This is a genomic window from Sphingobium sp. TKS, from assembly GCF_001563265.1.
Taxonomy (GTDB): Bacteria; Pseudomonadota; Alphaproteobacteria; order Sphingomonadales; family Sphingomonadaceae; genus Sphingobium.
Map to the genome: position 1 here is coordinate 707,355 of NZ_CP005084.1, position 15,107 is coordinate 722,461.

15 protein-coding genes are annotated in these 15,107 nt (G+C 63.7%); 7 read left to right on the plus strand and 8 right to left on the minus strand.

Features of this window, described 5'->3' with window-relative positions; all coding sequences use genetic code 11:
• Nucleotides 1–107: 107 nt before the first annotated feature.
• The 5 genes from K426_RS24015 to K426_RS24035 all read left to right on the plus strand — a co-directional run bounded on the left by K426_RS24015 (nt 108) and on the right by K426_RS24035 (nt 6,113).
• The gene (locus tag K426_RS24015; protein ID WP_066563066.1) at nt 108–944 is read left to right on the plus strand and encodes an SDR family NAD(P)-dependent oxidoreductase; all 837 of its coding nucleotides are present in this window, start codon (nt 108–110) and stop codon (nt 942–944) included.
• 26 nt (nt 945–970) lie between these two features.
• On the plus strand, nt 971–2,548 hold the full coding sequence (locus K426_RS24020; protein ID WP_066563924.1) for a phytoene desaturase family protein: 1,578 nt from the start codon (nt 971–973) through the stop codon (nt 2,546–2,548).
• A gap of 12 nt (nt 2,549–2,560) precedes the next feature.
• Nucleotides 2,561–3,655, plus strand: a complete 1,095-nt coding sequence (locus K426_RS24025) for a phosphotransferase (RefSeq protein WP_066563067.1) — start codon at nt 2,561–2,563, stop codon at nt 3,653–3,655.
• A 16-nt stretch (nt 3,656–3,671) separates the two neighbouring features.
• Nucleotides 3,672–4,814 (plus strand): epoxide hydrolase family protein, encoded by a 1,143-nt coding sequence (locus tag K426_RS24030; protein WP_066563068.1) that lies wholly within the window; start codon nt 3,672–3,674, stop codon nt 4,812–4,814.
• A 150-nt stretch (nt 4,815–4,964) separates the two neighbouring features.
• Nucleotides 4,965–6,113: a DUF1679 domain-containing protein gene (locus tag K426_RS24035; protein ID WP_066563069.1), complete on the plus strand. Its 1,149-nt coding sequence runs from the start codon at nt 4,965–4,967 to the stop codon at nt 6,111–6,113.
• An 81-nt stretch (nt 6,114–6,194) separates the two neighbouring features.
• On the opposite strand, the gene K426_RS24040 is transcribed toward K426_RS24035, so the two are convergent.
• Nucleotides 6,195–7,409: an aromatic ring-hydroxylating oxygenase subunit alpha gene (locus K426_RS24040; protein WP_066563070.1), complete on the minus strand. Its 1,215-nt coding sequence runs from the start codon at nt 7,407–7,409 to the stop codon at nt 6,195–6,197.
• 143 nt (nt 7,410–7,552) lie between these two features.
• Between K426_RS24040 and K426_RS24045 the strand changes: the two genes are divergently transcribed.
• Nucleotides 7,553–8,647 carry a phosphotransferase gene (locus tag K426_RS24045; RefSeq protein ID WP_066563072.1) on the plus strand — a complete coding sequence of 365 codons (1,095 nt, stop codon included), beginning with the start codon at nt 7,553–7,555 and terminating at the stop codon, nt 8,645–8,647.
• 15 nt (nt 8,648–8,662) lie between these two features.
• On the opposite strand, the gene K426_RS24050 is transcribed toward K426_RS24045, so the two are convergent.
• The 3 genes from K426_RS24050 to K426_RS24060 are packed head-to-tail and all read right to left on the minus strand — an operon-like array spanning nt 8,663 to nt 10,759.
• Nucleotides 8,663–9,490 carry an SDR family NAD(P)-dependent oxidoreductase gene (locus tag K426_RS24050; protein WP_066563074.1) on the minus strand — a complete coding sequence of 276 codons (828 nt, stop codon included), beginning with the start codon at nt 9,488–9,490 and terminating at the stop codon, nt 8,663–8,665.
• Between the two features lie 59 nt (nt 9,491–9,549).
• Nucleotides 9,550–9,930 carry a VOC family protein gene (locus tag K426_RS24055; RefSeq protein ID WP_066563076.1) on the minus strand — a complete coding sequence of 127 codons (381 nt, stop codon included), beginning with the start codon at nt 9,928–9,930 and terminating at the stop codon, nt 9,550–9,552.
• Nucleotides 9,931–9,946: 16 nt separating this feature from the next.
• Nucleotides 9,947–10,759 (minus strand): SDR family NAD(P)-dependent oxidoreductase, encoded by an 813-nt coding sequence (locus K426_RS24060; RefSeq protein ID WP_226869983.1) that lies wholly within the window; start codon nt 10,757–10,759, stop codon nt 9,947–9,949.
• A 159-nt stretch (nt 10,760–10,918) separates the two neighbouring features.
• Here K426_RS24060 and K426_RS24065 point away from each other — a divergent pair, with 159 nt between their 5' ends.
• A complete protein-coding gene (locus K426_RS24065; protein WP_066563084.1) occupies nt 10,919–11,551 on the plus strand; it encodes a glutathione S-transferase family protein in 633 nt (210 codons plus the stop codon).
• A 4-nt stretch (nt 11,552–11,555) separates the two neighbouring features.
• On the opposite strand, the gene K426_RS24070 is transcribed toward K426_RS24065, so the two are convergent.
• The 4 genes from K426_RS24070 to K426_RS24085 all read right to left on the minus strand — a co-directional run bounded on the left by K426_RS24070 (nt 11,556) and on the right by K426_RS24085 (nt 15,059).
• Entirely contained in the window at nt 11,556–12,338 is a 783-nt protein-coding gene (locus tag K426_RS24070) for a hypothetical protein (RefSeq protein ID WP_066563090.1), read from the minus strand.
• A gap of 34 nt (nt 12,339–12,372) precedes the next feature.
• Nucleotides 12,373–13,215, minus strand: coding sequence for an SDR family NAD(P)-dependent oxidoreductase (locus K426_RS24075; protein WP_066563091.1), 843 nt, complete (start codon nt 13,213–13,215; stop codon nt 12,373–12,375).
• An 81-nt stretch (nt 13,216–13,296) separates the two neighbouring features.
• Nucleotides 13,297–14,670, minus strand: a complete 1,374-nt coding sequence (locus K426_RS24080; protein ID WP_066563092.1) for a phosphotransferase — start codon at nt 14,668–14,670, stop codon at nt 13,297–13,299.
• Nucleotides 14,667–15,059 carry a nuclear transport factor 2 family protein gene (locus K426_RS24085; RefSeq protein ID WP_066563095.1) on the minus strand — a complete coding sequence of 131 codons (393 nt, stop codon included), beginning with the start codon at nt 15,057–15,059 and terminating at the stop codon, nt 14,667–14,669. Before K426_RS24085 ends, K426_RS24080 begins: the two co-directional genes overlap by 4 nt.
• Nucleotides 15,060–15,107 lie beyond the last annotated feature (48 nt).

The following is a 15,107-nucleotide window of genomic DNA, read 5'->3' on the forward strand; positions in this document are numbered from 1 at the left end:
ATGCGGCCCTGCCTCCCGATAGGCTGTCGCGGGGCGCTCCTCTTCTAGGGTCCGCGCAATCGCCGACAGCGCCGATAAGGCCGGCACCAAGAGAGGACTTGCACGCGATGCGTAAAATCGACCTTCCGCCCTTCGACCGCGCCGCTTTCGCCGAAAAATACGGTCCCTGGGCCGTCATCGCCGGCGCTTCCGAAGGGACCGGCGCCTGCTATGCGGAACAGCTCGCCGCCATGGGCATCCATCTGGTACTCGTCTCACGCCGGCAGGAGGCGCTCGATGCGCTGGGCCAACGGCTGGCGGCCGAACATGGCATCGAATATCGGGCCATCACCGCCGACCTCACCGAACAGGGCATGGGCAGCCGACTGGTCGAGGCGACCGCCGATCTCGACATCGGCCTCTATATTTCCAATGCCGGCGCCGACGGCGCGGGCAACAGCTTCCTGGGCGCACCGGTCGATCGCTCGTTGCGGCTGCTGACGATGAACGCCGCCAATGTGCTGGAGGCGGTCCATGGTTTTGGCAATCGCTTCCTGAAGCGCGGCAAGGGCGGCCTCGTCGTCATGTCATCCGGCGCGGGCCTTGGCGGGCAGCCCTGGCTTGTCATGTATTCCGCAACCAAGGCTTTCGAACTCAATTTCGTCGAATCGCTCTGGGCGGAACTGGACGGGCAGAATGTCGACATCGTCGGCATGGCCGCGCCGATCATGGACACGCCGACCCTGCGCCGCGCCACCGAGGGGCTGGGGATGGATTATTCCATTGCCTATGATCCCGCCGAGGTCTGCGCTCTTGCCCTCGCCAGCCTCGGCAAGGAACCGCTGGTGATCGTGCCCGATGGTCCGGATGAGGGGAAAATCCCGCAGATCCAGGCCGATCGCAAGACCCGCCTCGTTGCGCTGGCCGAATGGGGCAAGGCCTATACCGCCGCCGCGAAGGGCTGACCGGGCACGAAGAAGGGGAACAGGAAATGACGGATCAGGTCGACGTCGTCGTCATCGGCGCAGGGCATAATGGCATGGCCGCCGCCGGATATCTGGCGAAGGCAGGCAAGAAGGTCGTCGTGGTCGAGCGCCTGGCCAAGGTCGGCGGCATGACCAGTTCGGGCTATATGATTCCCGAAGCTCCGGAGCATATGGTGACGCCCTGCGCCGTCGAACTGCTGTTCGCGCGCAAATCCGGCATCATTGAGGACTTCGACCTGCACAAATACGGCCTGCGCACTGTCGATCCCGATCCGACCTACGCCTATCTCCATCCCGACGGCAGCTCCATCGCGCTTTTCTACGACTATCATCGCACGGCCGAGGATATTACGCGCATCAACCGCAATGACGGCAAGGCCTATCTGGAGTTCATGAAGACACTGAACGTCATGATGGACATTGGCTTTCCGCTCATGATGGCCGAGCCGGGGCGGCCGGACGTCAGAAATCTCTCCAAGATGATCGGCAGCGCGGTCCGCAATGTCCGGTTGAAGGACGAGCTGATCGCCATGTCGAAGGCGACGGCCGACCAGATCGCGTGCGAGCGGTTCGAGCATCCGGCAACGATCGCCCTGCTGCTCGGCATCGCGGCAGGGGCTGGCCCCGTCGACGATGACGGCAATGCCGCCGCCTATATGATCTTCGCCGTCACCCATAAATATGGCACCGGCAAGCCGATCGGGAGCCTGCAATCCTTCTCCGACGCGCTCGCGCGCAGCATCGAGGCTTCGGGCGCGACGATCGAACTCAATGCGCCCGTCGCCGAGATCATCGTCGATGACGGCGCGGCAAAGGGCGTGCGGCTGGAGGACGGTCGGGTCATCCGCGCCAAAATGGTGATCGCGACCTGCGATCCCCGCACGGCCATGCGCCTCACGACGCCCGGCGGCGTGCCGCGTGCGCTGACACAGCGGATCGAACATGCCCCGGCGAACCGGTCGAACGCCGCGCCCTTCCTCGCCAACATCGCCATGTCGGGTCCGCTCAGCCTCAAGAAGCATCAGGACCTGCGCCATGATGACGCCGATCTCAACAAGGCGGTCGGCCTGATCGGCACACCGGAGGAAGTGCGCCAATCCTTCGCCATGGCGCGGCGCGGCGACATTCCCGACCGGCATGCCATGTCGCTCAGCCCGCTGTCCAATTCCGATCCGACGCAGGCGCCTCCCGGCGGCTCGCTCGCCTATGTCTACCTGCCGGGCGTGGCCGTGGATGCGCGGGAAGGCTGGTCGCCCACGCTCAAGGACAGGACCATGGCCTCTGTCATCAGCCATCTGGGTGAATTTTACGACGGTCTGGACACGGAGGTCGGCCGCTTCGTCGAGACCGCGCGGGAACGCGAAACGCGCCTCAACGTCACCAATGGCTGCGTGACCCATATCGACTTCGGCGCGCTGCGCTCGGGCGTCCATCGCCCTGCCACCGGCTTTGGCGGCCCCAAGCCGCCTTTCCCCGGCTTCCTGATCGGTGGCGCGGGCGCGCATCCGGGCGGCGGCGTATCGGGCATTGCCGGGCGGATCGCGGCCAACCGGGCGCTGCGCGAACTCAAGAAAATCAGATAAGGAACTTCCCGCATGTCGAGCATGCCCAATCCGGTCGGCATTCCCGCCCATCTGGACGATGTGACAGCGCAATGGCTGACGCAGATCATGCAGCCGCGCTATCCCGGCATCGTGGTCGAGGGGATGGAGGAGGTGTTCCTCCGCAACAGCCACACCACCAAATATCAGGTGAGACTGACCCTCAACGATGTCGGCAAGGCGGCGGGCATTCCCGAAAATGTCTGCCTCAAGGCCAATTGGGCGCAGTTCGACAGTCAGGGCATCTGCCGCCTCGAAGCCCGTTTCTATGAGGATTTTCGCCGCCACGTCGCCTTCCCCGCCCCGCGATCCTATTTCGAGGCATGGGACCCGCGCCCCGACAGCGGTCAGGGACTGGTCGTGATGGAGGATCTGTCCATTGAGGGCGGCCATTTCGGCATCAGCACCGACCATATGGGCGTGGAGGAAGCGGCGCACGCGGTCGCCAGCCTCGCCCGCATTCATGGCGCCTTCTGGGACAGCCCCGTCCTTCACGCGGCTGACTGGCTGCCCGTCTCCATGGCGACGCCGGTGGACACGCAGCAACTGACCATGATGTACGGCTTTGCCGAGCAGAACCATGCCAAGCCTGACTATCAGGCCTTCCTGCCGGGCTGGATCAAGGGCGATCTCTCCCGCCTGCATCACGTCTACAACGCCCTGATCGATTTCGCGCGGACCAAGGAACAGGGGCCATGGTGCCTCGTCCATGGCGACAGCCATCAGGGCAACAGCTATGTCCGCCCCGATGGCGAGCGCGTTTGGCTCGACTGGCAGCTCGTCCGCAAGGGACGGCCGATCCGCGACTTCACCTATTTCGTGCTGGGCGCCCTCACGATCGAGGAACGGCGCGCCCATGACCGGGAATTGCTGCGCCACTATCGCCGCTGCCTGGTCGAAACGGGGGCGCTCGGCGTGCCGGACGACGACACGCTGTGGGAATATTATCGCCGCTGGCCGCCCTATGCGATGCAGGCGTGGATCGCGAACATGGACGAATGGGGCCAGAAGGGCACGCATATCGTCGAGCGCATCTTCGTGGCGGGCGAGGATCTGGGCACCGTCGCGGCGCTCGGCATCCAGTTTTGACGAGGGGGGTGATCGGATGACCGCCGCCATCACCGCCTTCCGCGCCAATGTTCCACAGGAGGCTCTGGACGATCTGCGCCAAAGATTACGCCGCACCCGCTGGCCCGAGACGCAGACGGTCAGCGACTGGAGCCAGGGGGTGCCGCTCGCGGCGCTGCGCGATCTGTGCGCCTATTGGGCGGAGGGCTATGACTGGCGGCGGTGCGAAAGGACGCTCAATGCCCTGCCCCAGTTCACCACCCCGATAGACGGTCTTTCGATCCATTTCATCCATGTGCGCAGCCCCCGGCCGGATGCGCTGCCGCTGATCCTGACCCATGGCTGGCCGGGATCGGTGCTGGAGTTTCTGAAGGTGATCGGACCACTGACCGATCCCGCCGCCCATGGCGCGCCGGATGCCCCGGCCTTCCATGTCGTCATACCCTCCCTGCCCGGCTACGGCTTTTCGGATAAACCAATGGCCACCGGCTGGGGCGTCGAGACAATCGCGGATGGCTGGATTCAGCTCATGCGCCGGCTGGGCTATGACCGCTTCGTCGCGCAGGGCGGCGACTGGGGCGCGGCGGTCACGACCGCCATCGCCATGGCGGCGCCGCCGGGATGCATCGGCGTCCATCTCAACATGCCGCTCGTCTTTCCGGTGGAAAGCGACTTTGCCGATCTGACCCCCGCCGAGGCCAAAACGGTCGAGCGGATGCAATATTATCAGGATCATGATTCCGGCTACGCCAAATTGCAGGGCACCCGCCCGCAGACGATCGGCTATGGCCTTGCCGATTCACCCGTCGCGCAGGCCGCCTGGATCTACGAGAAGTTCCAGGCGTGGACCGACAATCAGGGTGTGCCGGAGGATGCCCTGACGCAGGACGAAATGCTGGACGTGATCAGCCTCTACTGGTTCACCAACAGCGGCGCCTCATCGGCGCGGCTTTATTGGGAAAGCGCCAGTGCGTTTCAGGCCCGAAAACTGGACCTTCCGGTGGGCGTGAGCATCTTTGCGCAGGAAATCTTCCGTCCATCGCGTCGCTGGGCGGAACGCAGCTACCCGCGTCTGATTCACTGGAACGAACTGGATGCCGGCGGCCATTTCGCGGCCTTCGAGCAGCCGGCGCTTTTCGTCGAAGAATTGCGGACCTGTTTCGGCGCGATGCAAGGCTGACGCCCCCACGCAACGGCGGCTCCAATCGACCTACCGCCCGGCAGGCTCGATTTCCGTTCGGGCGACCAAAATCGCCTCTGCACCAGGATCATGCCGGATGACTGCATCGATGCAGAGCTGCGGCACGGTCCCCAAGAGAGAGGACATTGCATGAGCGAGCCTGCCGTCGCCCCCGTTGCCGTCATCGACCGGCATCTTGTCCCCCGTCCCTATCCCGCCCGCGCCGCCGCCCTGCCCCGCGGCCGGTTCACGCCGGACGCCGCGTGGCTGGGATCGTTGCTGGCCAACAAATATCCGGGAGTCGTCGCGCAATCGATGGAGGTCGTGCAACTGTTCGACAGCCACACCACGAAATTGCGCGTTGCCGTGGACTGGAACGAGGCCGGGCAGGCCGCCGGATTGCCGCGCAATCTGTGCATCAAGTCGAACTGGTCGGGCATGTTCGATGATGTCGACATCCATGCGCTTGAAGCGCGCTTCTATCATTTCCTGACGGACAAACTCACCGCCAACACGGCCAGCTGCTATTATGCCGACTGGGATGACGACGGGTCGGCGCAGGGCGTCATCGTGCTGGAGGATCTCACCGATCGGGGCGGGAAGTTCGGCCATTCGACCCAGCATGCCGGTGTCGAAGGGGTCGCGACCGCGCTGGCGGATCTAGCAAAACTGCATGCGGGTCTGTGGGACAGCCCATTGATCACCCCTCAAGCGGCGCCCTGGCTGCCGACATCCATGGCGGTTCCGGTCGATTATAATCAGGTTCGCATCATGTGGCACTGGATCGGCGAGAATCTGAAAGACCCCAATTTCCGCGCCATCGCGCCCAGACATTATCTGGACGACGCACGCCGGGTCGAGCGCGCCAATGACCGGCTGGTGGAATTCGAACGCGCCTTCGATGCCCCCTATTGCATCATCCTGGGCGACTGCCATCAGGGCAACACCTATATCCTGCCCAATGGCGAGCGCATGTGGGTCGACTGGCAATTGGGCCGGCGCGGGCGGCCATGGCGCGACCTCACCTATTTCACCGTCGGATCGCTGACGATCGAGGAGCGCCGCCAAAATCATCGCGACCTGATCGCCCATTATCGCGACTGCCTGATCAGGGAAGGCGCGACCAACGTCATCGATCTCGACACCATCTGGAATGAACAGGTACCGCGCTGGGTGATGTACGGTATTCAGGCCTGGGTGGCGAACATGGACCATTGGGGCCAGAACGGCCTGCCGATGAACGAGCGGTTCTTCGCCGCGGGCGAGGATCTGGGCAGCTGGAAACTGCTGGGCGAATGACGGTCATGGCCCCCTGCCGCGCACGGGCCGCGGCTGGGGGCCATCGATTCTAACGCCGCCGCCCCGCCTCGACCGGCGCGATCATGCGCTGCGCGGCGCCATGAAGGACGCGATGCGCGGCTGGACACGCAAGTCGGCGGGCACCCGGTCCGGCCCGATGCGCCGATCGATTTCTTCCTCGAACCAGTAAAGCGCGCGCTCCTGATAGCCCGCCCAGATTGACGGGATCGTCCCGTTCCTCAGCGATTGCTGGATATTTTCGAACAGGCACAGATCTTCGGACAGGATATGTTCGGTCGCCTCGCGCATGCCCTGCCAATAAAGCCTGTCATCCTCACTCTCGGTTGCCCACCCCATCTGACGCACTTCCATGATCGACCGATCGGAACCCACCGGCCAGAAGCATTGCAGGTTGAACCCCACCGGATCGAGCGAGAAAAACGTGTTGGGGAAGGTCGGCAGCGCAACCGTATTTTCCAGAAAAACCGGCGCGATGTCGTCCGGTTTGATCGGCGGGGTCTTGAACAGCGACTCCCCGCCCTTTTTGCGCGTGCCGAACCGCATATGACCGCCTTCATAGAGGGCAATCACGAAACTGCGGGAATCCAGATGCGGTGCCAGTGTTTTAGGATGAACCGTATTGACGTGATAGATCTCAAGGAAATTATGATAGGCGATTTTCCAGTTGCACGCCATTTCGATGAAGAAATGATCCTTCACCACCATTCGATCCAGCGGATATCCTTCGGTCAGCGCGACGAATTCACCCAGAAACTCCTGTAACGGTTCCGCGTCATCATCGAAATTGATGAAGATGAAACCGCGATAGGTGTCGCATCGCACTTCGATCAGGCCGTTCTCCGCCTTGTTGAGACAGGCGAAATCATGCTGGCTTGGCACCGATTTGAGTGTTCCTTCCAGATCGTAACCCCAGGCATGATAGGGGCAGATAAAGCGCATGGCCCGCCCCTGCGGTTCGAGCAGAAGCGGCGACCCCCGGTGACGGCAGGCATTATGGAACGCCCGTATCCGGCCATCCTTGCCGTGCGAGAGAATGACCGAGCGGTCCAGATGCTGGAACAGACGATAGGAACCCGGCTCCGGCAGGTCGGACGCAATGCCGGCCAGCAGCCAGGTCCGATTCCAAAGCCCGTCTTTTTCCAGCGCCTCGAAACGCGGGTCGGTGTACCGGCCGGCGGGAATCGGGGGAAGGGCCGGAAAATCGCTGGGATGCTCGGATCGCTTCAACTGCTCGTCCATCGTCCGGTTGAGCAGTTCCAACGCAGCTTCACGCATAGCTCTCTCCTGTACCAAAAGCCCGCAGGCTCCGTTTCGGTCAGACTGGCCACGTCGTCGATCAAGGAACCTGCAATTGGATAGGGTCGCTGTTGTCACGCCCTCGGCAAGCTGAACCGCCCTCTGTTCCGATGAGTATCCTTATGGCCTTGAAACATCCCACATCCACGGACGGGATCACCGTCGATTATATCAACCAGCTGCTGGCCACGACCGTAGCGGGCGCAACCGCCGTCGGCCTGCGCATCATCGATGCCAAGACCTATGGCGAGCAGATGGTGTCGACCGCCGGGCGCGTGTCGATCGAGGTCGATTATACCGATGACACACCCCCTGACCTGCCCAACCGCCTGGTGCTCAAGCTGACCCGGGCGGTCGATGAGATCATGGCGCCCTTCTACGCCAATGAAGTGGCCTTCTACCGGGGAATCCGGCCGGAACTCGCGATGGAAGCGCCGCGCTGTTTCGGTGGCGACTTCAATCCGTCCACCACGCATTTCGGCCTGTTGCTCGAAGAGCTGAGCGTGCGGGGCGCGACCTTCCCGAATACGACCGTGCGGACCGGGCCGGATGATGTGCGCTCCCTGCTGGATCAACTGGCCCGGCTGCACGCCCGCTTCTGGGAGTCGCCCCGCTTCAGCGCGGATCTGGCCTGGGTCGAAACGCATGTCGAAGGCGCGGTCGCAACGATGATGAATGAACTGGCGCCCGCCTATATCGCGCATGAGGTCGAGACCGAAAATTTCAAACGGGAGATGGTGCAGCGGCTGCGCACGACGCCGGACCGGCTGCTTGCCGGCGTGCAGGCGGTCCAGCGGCATCAATCGACCCTGCCCCAGACGCTGCTGCATGGCGACACTCATCTCGGCAACAGCTACCGCCTGCCCGACGGAACAGCGGGCCTGCTCGACTGGCAGCTCATGGTGCGCGGTTACGCGATGCACGACGTCAACTATATCGTGACCACCGGCCTTTCCATCGCGGACCGGCGGGCGCATGAGCGCGATCTTCTGGGCTATTATCTGGACCGCCTGGGACAGGAAGGCGTGGCGCGCCCTCCCGCCTTCGACAGTGCCTGGGAAGAATATCGGCGGACCCTGATATGGGGCGTCTATATCGGCTGGCTGACGACGCCCGTCGTCAATTATGGCTGGGAGATCAACGTCATGAATCATCTGCGGCTGACCACCGCCTATGAAGATCTCGAAACCGCGAAGCTTGTCGACGCGCTGCTATGACGGCGCGCTGGTCGGCTACAACTGATTGCTCCCCGATGCCTCGAACAGGCGTTGGAAATCGACCATTGTGGGCTGATGCGCGGTAAAGCCGCCGTCCACCGGGATCATCGCGCCGTTGATGAAGCGGGACTCGTCCGAGGCCAGAAAGGCAACGACATGGGCGATATCGCGAGGGCTGCCGAGGTCGGGATTGAGATGATGGTCGCGCAGTACGTCCTTGACCGCCTGCGGTGTGGTTTCGACGGCCGTATCACTGAGGACGAAGCCGATGGCGATCACATTGGACCGGATTCCCTGCTTGCCATATTGGGTCGCGAGAAAGCGGCTGAGATTAATAAGCGCCGCCTTGGACGCGCCATAGGCCGTCAGCGTCATTTCACCCAGCAGGCCGAAACCGGATGCGGAATGGATGAGCGAACCACCGCCCCCCGCGATCATGGCCGGCAGCGCATGTTTGCACAGCAGCATAGGCCCCCGCGCATTGACGGCAAAGGCCTTGTCCCAGGCGCCGGTGTCGAGATGGACGACATCGCGGTCGAGGGCGCGCTGCTCGATCGTCTGATAGGCGGCGTTATTGTGGATGATGTCGATCCGCCCGTGCCGGCCAGCGATCCGCGCGACCGCAGCGCAGACGCTGTCCTCATCGGTCAGGTCGAACGTCTCCGCCTCGGCACGAAGACCCTTGCCGCGCAGCGAATCCGCCGCCGCCTCCACCCGATCTGCCAATATGTCCGCCAGAATCACGGTCGCGCCGCGCTCCGACAGCACTGTCGCCACCTCCCGTCCGATGCCCTGCGCCGCGCCCGTCACGATCGCCACGCGCCCCTCCAATGATCCCACCATTCCATATCCTCCTGTTTCCCTGATGAGCGCCGGGCGCCCGACTATCGATAGCTGTGCGCCTATGGCGGGTCGAAGCAGTAGGCGCAGATCTTGTTGTCATCGGGGTCCAGCAGATAGGCGCCATAGGCATGGGGCACCGCTCCGCGCGGACCGGGCGGCCCGGCATCCTTGCCGCCCGCGGCCAGACCCGCGCGATGAAAATGATCGACCGCGCGGCGATCCGGCGCCTTCAATCCCAAAGTCGCACCGTTGGCGCATGTCGCCCGACCGTGGAGCGGGCGCAGGATAAGCAATTCGGGCACCCGTCTCCCATAGCCGATGCCCTGATCCAGAAACGGGCCAAGATTGACGATCCCCAACGGCGCAAGCACCGCATCGTAGAAACGGGCGGACCGTCCCAGATCGTTGCTGCCAAGGCAGACATGCGTGAATATGCCCATCCCGCCCTCTTTCCGGTCAGTGCGCCCGGTTCATGCTTTCCAGCATATCTGCGACATAGGGCGTGTGGTTAACGATACCGCCGTCTACCCCGATCACCTGCCCGGTGATGAAGGCCGCGCCATCCGATGCCAGGAACAGCACCGCGCCGGCAATATCCTCCGGCACGCTCTCGCGCGGCAGAAGGACATGCCGCTGGACCATGGCGATCTGATCGGCGGTCATCATCTCCCGGGCAAGGGGGGAGAGCACGAGGCCCGGCGCGACCGCATTGACCCGGATATTGAACCGGCCGAACTGCACGGCGGCATTGCGGGTCAGGGCGTTCACAGCCGCCTTGGACGCGGAATAGGAAGGATTGTTGATGTCGCCGGTCAATGCCACACCCGTCGAAGTGTTGATGATGGAACCGCCGCCGCCTGAAATCATGTGCGGAGCGACCGCCTTGATCATCAGCATCGTGCCCCTGGCATTGATGTGGAAGGCGCGATCCCAGGTCGCGGCATCGAGATCGAGAAGCGAGCCATCTGCCGCCATCTGCTCCAGCCGCGTATCGGCGGCATTGTTGTGAAGGATGTCGATGCGCTGGTGCTGCCGCATCACATCTTCGACCAGCGCCGTGATACTGTCCTCTTGCGCAAGATCGAGGAACATCCCCGTCGCCTGTCCGCCCGAAGCCTGGATAGATCGGGCGACGACCTCTGCCCGCTCGACCGCGATATCCGCCAGGATAACTGCCGCGCCGGCCTTTGCCAGGGCTCGTGCGCAGGCTTCCCCGATATTGGCGCCCGATCCGGTGACGATAGCGACGCGTCCCGATAAATCCGTCATGGGCATCTTCTCTCCTGTCTCTCATGGATGCGGGACCGCTGGGCTTCCGCCGCAGCGGGACGCTGCCACGGCGGACGCTCCGCGATACCTAGATAAAGATAGGTTTGGCGGAATTGATAAGCGGCGCATCTATGGCGCCCCTCAAGCGGAGAGCCCTTCATGAGCATCACCATCTTTCAACTTAACGGGTCCCGCTCCGAACGCGCGGTTTGGCTGATGGAGGAAGTGGAGTTGCCCTATGACATCCGCTTCTATGCGCGGCTGGAAACGCTCGCGGCGGAGCCCGCCTATAAGGCATTGCATCCGCTGGGTTCTTCACCCGTGATCGAGGCCGATGGGCGTCGGATCGCCGAGAGCGGGGCGGTCATGGAATATCTCGCCACGACGCAAGGGAAGGGCACGCTCCGCGCCAATCCCGGCGATCCGGACTATGCTGATTATCTTTTCTGGTTCCATTTCGCCGAATCATCCCTGATGCCGGCGCTGGTGACCGAGATCATGGCCGAACGCGCAGGCATCGCGCAGGATCACCCCTCCCGTGTCGCGGGACGGACCCATGCGGCGCGCCTGCTGACACTTGTCGACGACCGGCTTTCGCATAAACCATATATGGCGGGCGACCGGTTCACGGCAGCCGACATCATGATGACTTTTCCTTTCACTACCACGCGGCTGTTCATGTCCGTCGACGTGGAGGGACATCCGAACATCGCCGCCTATGTCGAGCGGATGGCGGCGCGCCCGGCCTATCGCCGGATGCGCACCATCGTCGATCGCCCCCCGACCGCCTGACGGATCAGCTCATCGCCAGCTTTTCCGTGCCGCCGGTGCGTACCCGGTCGCCCATTTGCGCCCGGGCGCGTTCTTCTTCCGCCAGGCCGACGGCGGTCGGATGCTGGACATCGTCCTTGGTGAGACGGGGTGTCGCACGGTCCCACCGCGTGATGCGTATCCCCTCGGGCCGGAGCAGGCCGCTGTTCGCCAGCAGGGCGTCCGCGCCTCTCCATGCTTGATGGGCAGCGTCCGGATCGTTGATCCTGTAGATCGCGACATAGCGATAGTCGGGCGTCATCGGGATCATCTGGCCAAAGGTGCGAAAGGTCAGGAAAGCGGCCGATTTGACGCCGGGTCGGGCGGCCGCCTCGCGAAAATAGCTTTCCGCATAGAAACGTCTGAAACGGTCATCGCTGCCCGCAAGCGGGTTGAATTCCTCCAGGATGACGCCGCCGCAATGCGCGACCTCCGGATCATTGTCCTGAAAGAGCAACGGATAATAATGAAAGTCATAGAGCAGGCTGTCATCAATGGCGTCCGACACCTGCATCCGCGATGTCAGCGCATTGTCCAGATGCTCACGACTGAAGCGAACCGGGTCGAATACGTCGTAGAAGGCGAGATACTGCCAGTCAAAGCCTTCGGGCGGACAGGGCTGCTCCACGGCGAGCCGGAAGCGCTGCGCCGTCACCGACCCCCGGAAACGCAGCGCGTCGCGAATATGGATGTTGCTGTACCAATCCTCCATATCGGCCTCCCGGCCCGGAACGGCTTTGGTCAGCACGACCAGCACGGCATCGATCATCGCTTTTGCCTTTCCTCTCCTGATTTCTGTCCTCTCAACCTTGCCGGACGGACGGCATGAAAGGCGTCGGCGCGCCCATCGTCGCCCGATAGGATAGGGGCTGCTTCCCGTCCGTATCCCGGATGCCGTAGCGCTCCCCCAGTTCCGCGCCGATCAGCGCCTGGCCCGACAGGGAGGCAAGGTCCGGGTCTTGCGCGAGCCGGTCGAGGACAAGGCCGGAAAATTCCGGCGTTTCCCAATGGGGCATGGCGGCGCGCAGGTCTTCGGGCATCATTTCGGGCGGCATGGCCTTCACCGCATCGGTGAGAATGAAGCCCGGCCAGAAGGAGACGGCGGAAACGCCATGCGGCGCAAGATCGACCGCCATGTCGGCCGTCATCTTGTCCGTCCCCGCCTTTGCCGCGCCATAGGCCGGCCCGTGAAAATAGGACACCGCGCCATAGAAGGAAATGCTGGCGATCAGGCCCTTGCCGGCCGCCACCATCATCGGCGCGGCATGATAGGCCGCGACATAGCTGGAGCGCAGGCCGATGGTGATCATGTCCGCCAGCCTGAGCGGCTTTTCCCAGAAACCGCCCGGCGCGACCAGTTCGGGTCCGTAAACCGCGGCGGCATTGTTGACGAGCAGGTCCAGCCTGCCATCCGTCCACTCGGCCAGTTGCGCGAACGCCCTTTCCACGGCGCGATCGTCATGGTGATCGCATGCCAGCGCGATGCCCTTGCCGCCCGCCCTTTCAATCTCCTTCACGACCTCGGCAAGCTGCGCCCGGTCGCGCCCGGTGACCGCCACCACATGGCCCCGCGAGGCCAGGCCCCGCGCCATGCCGCGCCCCAGCCCGCGCGTCGCGCCCGTCACCAGCACTATCTTTTCGCTCATATCCTGCTCCTGTCCTCAATATTGGCATCGCCATGAAGGACAGGGGCGTGACCTGTCCGACGGCAAGGGCGCGACCGCCCTTCAGTCCAGACGCGTCATCGGCAGGACGACATGGCGCGCCGCTTCGCCCAGCACAGTCGGCCCAAACAGTTGCAGCCGCCGCCCCTCGATCGTCGCGAGCAGGGCGATGAGCGCGGCGTCCTCCTCCGGTCCCGCTTCGATGATATGGGCCTCCAGCGCCTCGGCGGCGTCAGCCCAGCGGTCGAAGCGGCGACCAAGAAGCGCGGACACATCCGCAATATTGCGCGCGACCATGTCCGCCCCGTGATCGTCGGCGCGCTGCACCCATTCGATCAGTTCGGCAACCTGCGCCTTATGCGATTCGGCCGCCTCCCCCGTCACCGGAAGCGCCCCGAGCGTATCGGCCAGCTTGGCCAGCAGCGGCGCATTGTCACCCGTGCGCTGTTCCAGCGGCGGCAGTCCGGGCAGCGCATCGCCGGTCAGCTGCGACAGCGCCAGCAGGATGGAGCGGCGCAGCGCAAGATCAAACATGAGATAGACCGAATGCGGATCGCCGGGACATGGCTTGCCGACAGTCCCGGTGAACTGCATCGTGCCGAGCAGGGAGAATTGCAGGACGTGGAAAACCACCGCGTCATGATCGACCGGCTCACCCGTCGCTTCCTCATAATAGCGCACCAGTTCCGGCAGCGGTGCGCCCAACGGCTCATAGCTGTTGCGCATCCCCATGGTGGCGATGTCGACCAGCGGATCGCCGATCATCGAAAATTCGAAATCGTAGAGCTTGGTCATCGCGCCCTGATCGACCAGATATTGGCCCGAATCGAACTGGATGAAGCTGGCGCGCTGGCGGTGCCGCGGCACATTACGGCGAAGCCAGCCGATGACGAATTCCAGCAACGGCTCGGGCCGGCTCTTGGTTCGCCGGTAATGCGGCATATAGGCGTCCAGTCCGACCAGCGCGATCGCCTCGGCGCCCTCGGGCCGATGCACGCCGGCGGCCATAAAGGGTTCGACCGGCAACCGGTGCATCGCGGCAACCGCCCGCATATAGACGCGGCCGATGGCGCTTTTCGTGGCGGCATCGAGCGCCGAAAAATCTCGCGTCCCTTCGATCGCCTCCATCACGATACATGGCGGATCGGCAAGATACCCGTAAATCTCCGGCACCGGCAGTCCTTGGCTGTGAAGCAGGGCGATGACGTCGGCCTCGCGCTTGAGGTCGGGAAAGATGGACACGTCGCCGTCCCGGTCGCCGCGCAGGTGCAGGCGGCAGACCGTCCCCTCCCTTTCGACGTCGACGAACCAGGAGGGGCGCCAGCGGACGAGGCGCTCAAGCCCGACAACCTTGCCGCCGGTCAGTTGCTCGACAAAGGCGGTGATCCGGCCGACCGCCGCATCGTCATAATTGTTGAGCGGAGCGGCATGCGTCACTGCCCGCCCTCCCCCGCCGAAAAGGCCTCGGCCACGGCGCGGGTGTCCATATATTCCTTGCCGGAAATGATCTGCCCGTCCCGGATGATCAGCAGATTATGATATTCGTTGCGATAGACCCGGTCCGGAAAGACCATCTCGCCCCTGACTTCCACCGCCACCCGGTCCCCTTCGGCGGTTATCCCGACCACCTCGGCCGTTCGCTTCTGCGCACTCAGCAGTCCGCCTTTCACGCTGGCGATGAAGTCGGCCCGGCTCATGTCGCCATGGCCCAATATCCACCACTGGCAATCGGGATGCTGAAGGGCCTCGATCGTCTCGACGTCGCCCTCCTCCACGGCCCGCATGTAGCGGCGGGCCACCGCCTTGTTCGCCTCAATGTCGCTCATCACCCTCTCCGCTGCTCCTCTGTCGCCGCCTTTGCCGGTGGCCGTGGC

Coding starts and splice junctions, on each gene's coding strand:
- K426_RS24050 (WP_066563074.1), bottom strand. CDS start 9,490: ATGGTGGGATCATTGGAGGGGCGCGTGGCGATCGTGACGGGCGCGGCG.
- K426_RS24020 (WP_066563924.1), top strand. CDS start 971: ATGACGGATCAGGTCGACGTCGTCGTCATCGGCGCAGGGCATAATGGC.
- K426_RS24030 (WP_066563068.1), top strand. CDS start 3,672: ATGACCGCCGCCATCACCGCCTTCCGCGCCAATGTTCCACAGGAGGCT.
- K426_RS24025 (WP_066563067.1), top strand. CDS start 2,561: ATGTCGAGCATGCCCAATCCGGTCGGCATTCCCGCCCATCTGGACGAT.
- K426_RS24075 (WP_066563091.1), bottom strand. CDS start 13,215: ATGAGCGAAAAGATAGTGCTGGTGACGGGCGCGACGCGCGGGCTGGGG.
- K426_RS24040 (WP_066563070.1), bottom strand. CDS start 7,409: ATGCGTGAAGCTGCGTTGGAACTGCTCAACCGGACGATGGACGAGCAG.
- K426_RS24085 (WP_066563095.1), bottom strand. CDS start 15,059: ATGAGCGACATTGAGGCGAACAAGGCGGTGGCCCGCCGCTACATGCGG.
- K426_RS24035 (WP_066563069.1), top strand. CDS start 4,965: ATGAGCGAGCCTGCCGTCGCCCCCGTTGCCGTCATCGACCGGCATCTT.
- K426_RS24015 (WP_066563066.1), top strand. CDS start 108: ATGCGTAAAATCGACCTTCCGCCCTTCGACCGCGCCGCTTTCGCCGAA.
- K426_RS24070 (WP_066563090.1), bottom strand. CDS start 12,338: ATGATCGATGCCGTGCTGGTCGTGCTGACCAAAGCCGTTCCGGGCCGG.
- K426_RS24055 (WP_066563076.1), bottom strand. CDS start 9,930: ATGGGCATATTCACGCATGTCTGCCTTGGCAGCAACGATCTGGGACGG.
- K426_RS24045 (WP_066563072.1), top strand. CDS start 7,553: ATGGCCTTGAAACATCCCACATCCACGGACGGGATCACCGTCGATTAT.
- K426_RS24065 (WP_066563084.1), top strand. CDS start 10,919: ATGAGCATCACCATCTTTCAACTTAACGGGTCCCGCTCCGAACGCGCG.
- K426_RS24060 (WP_226869983.1), bottom strand. CDS start 10,759: ATGACGGATTTATCGGGACGCGTCGCTATCGTCACCGGATCGGGCGCC.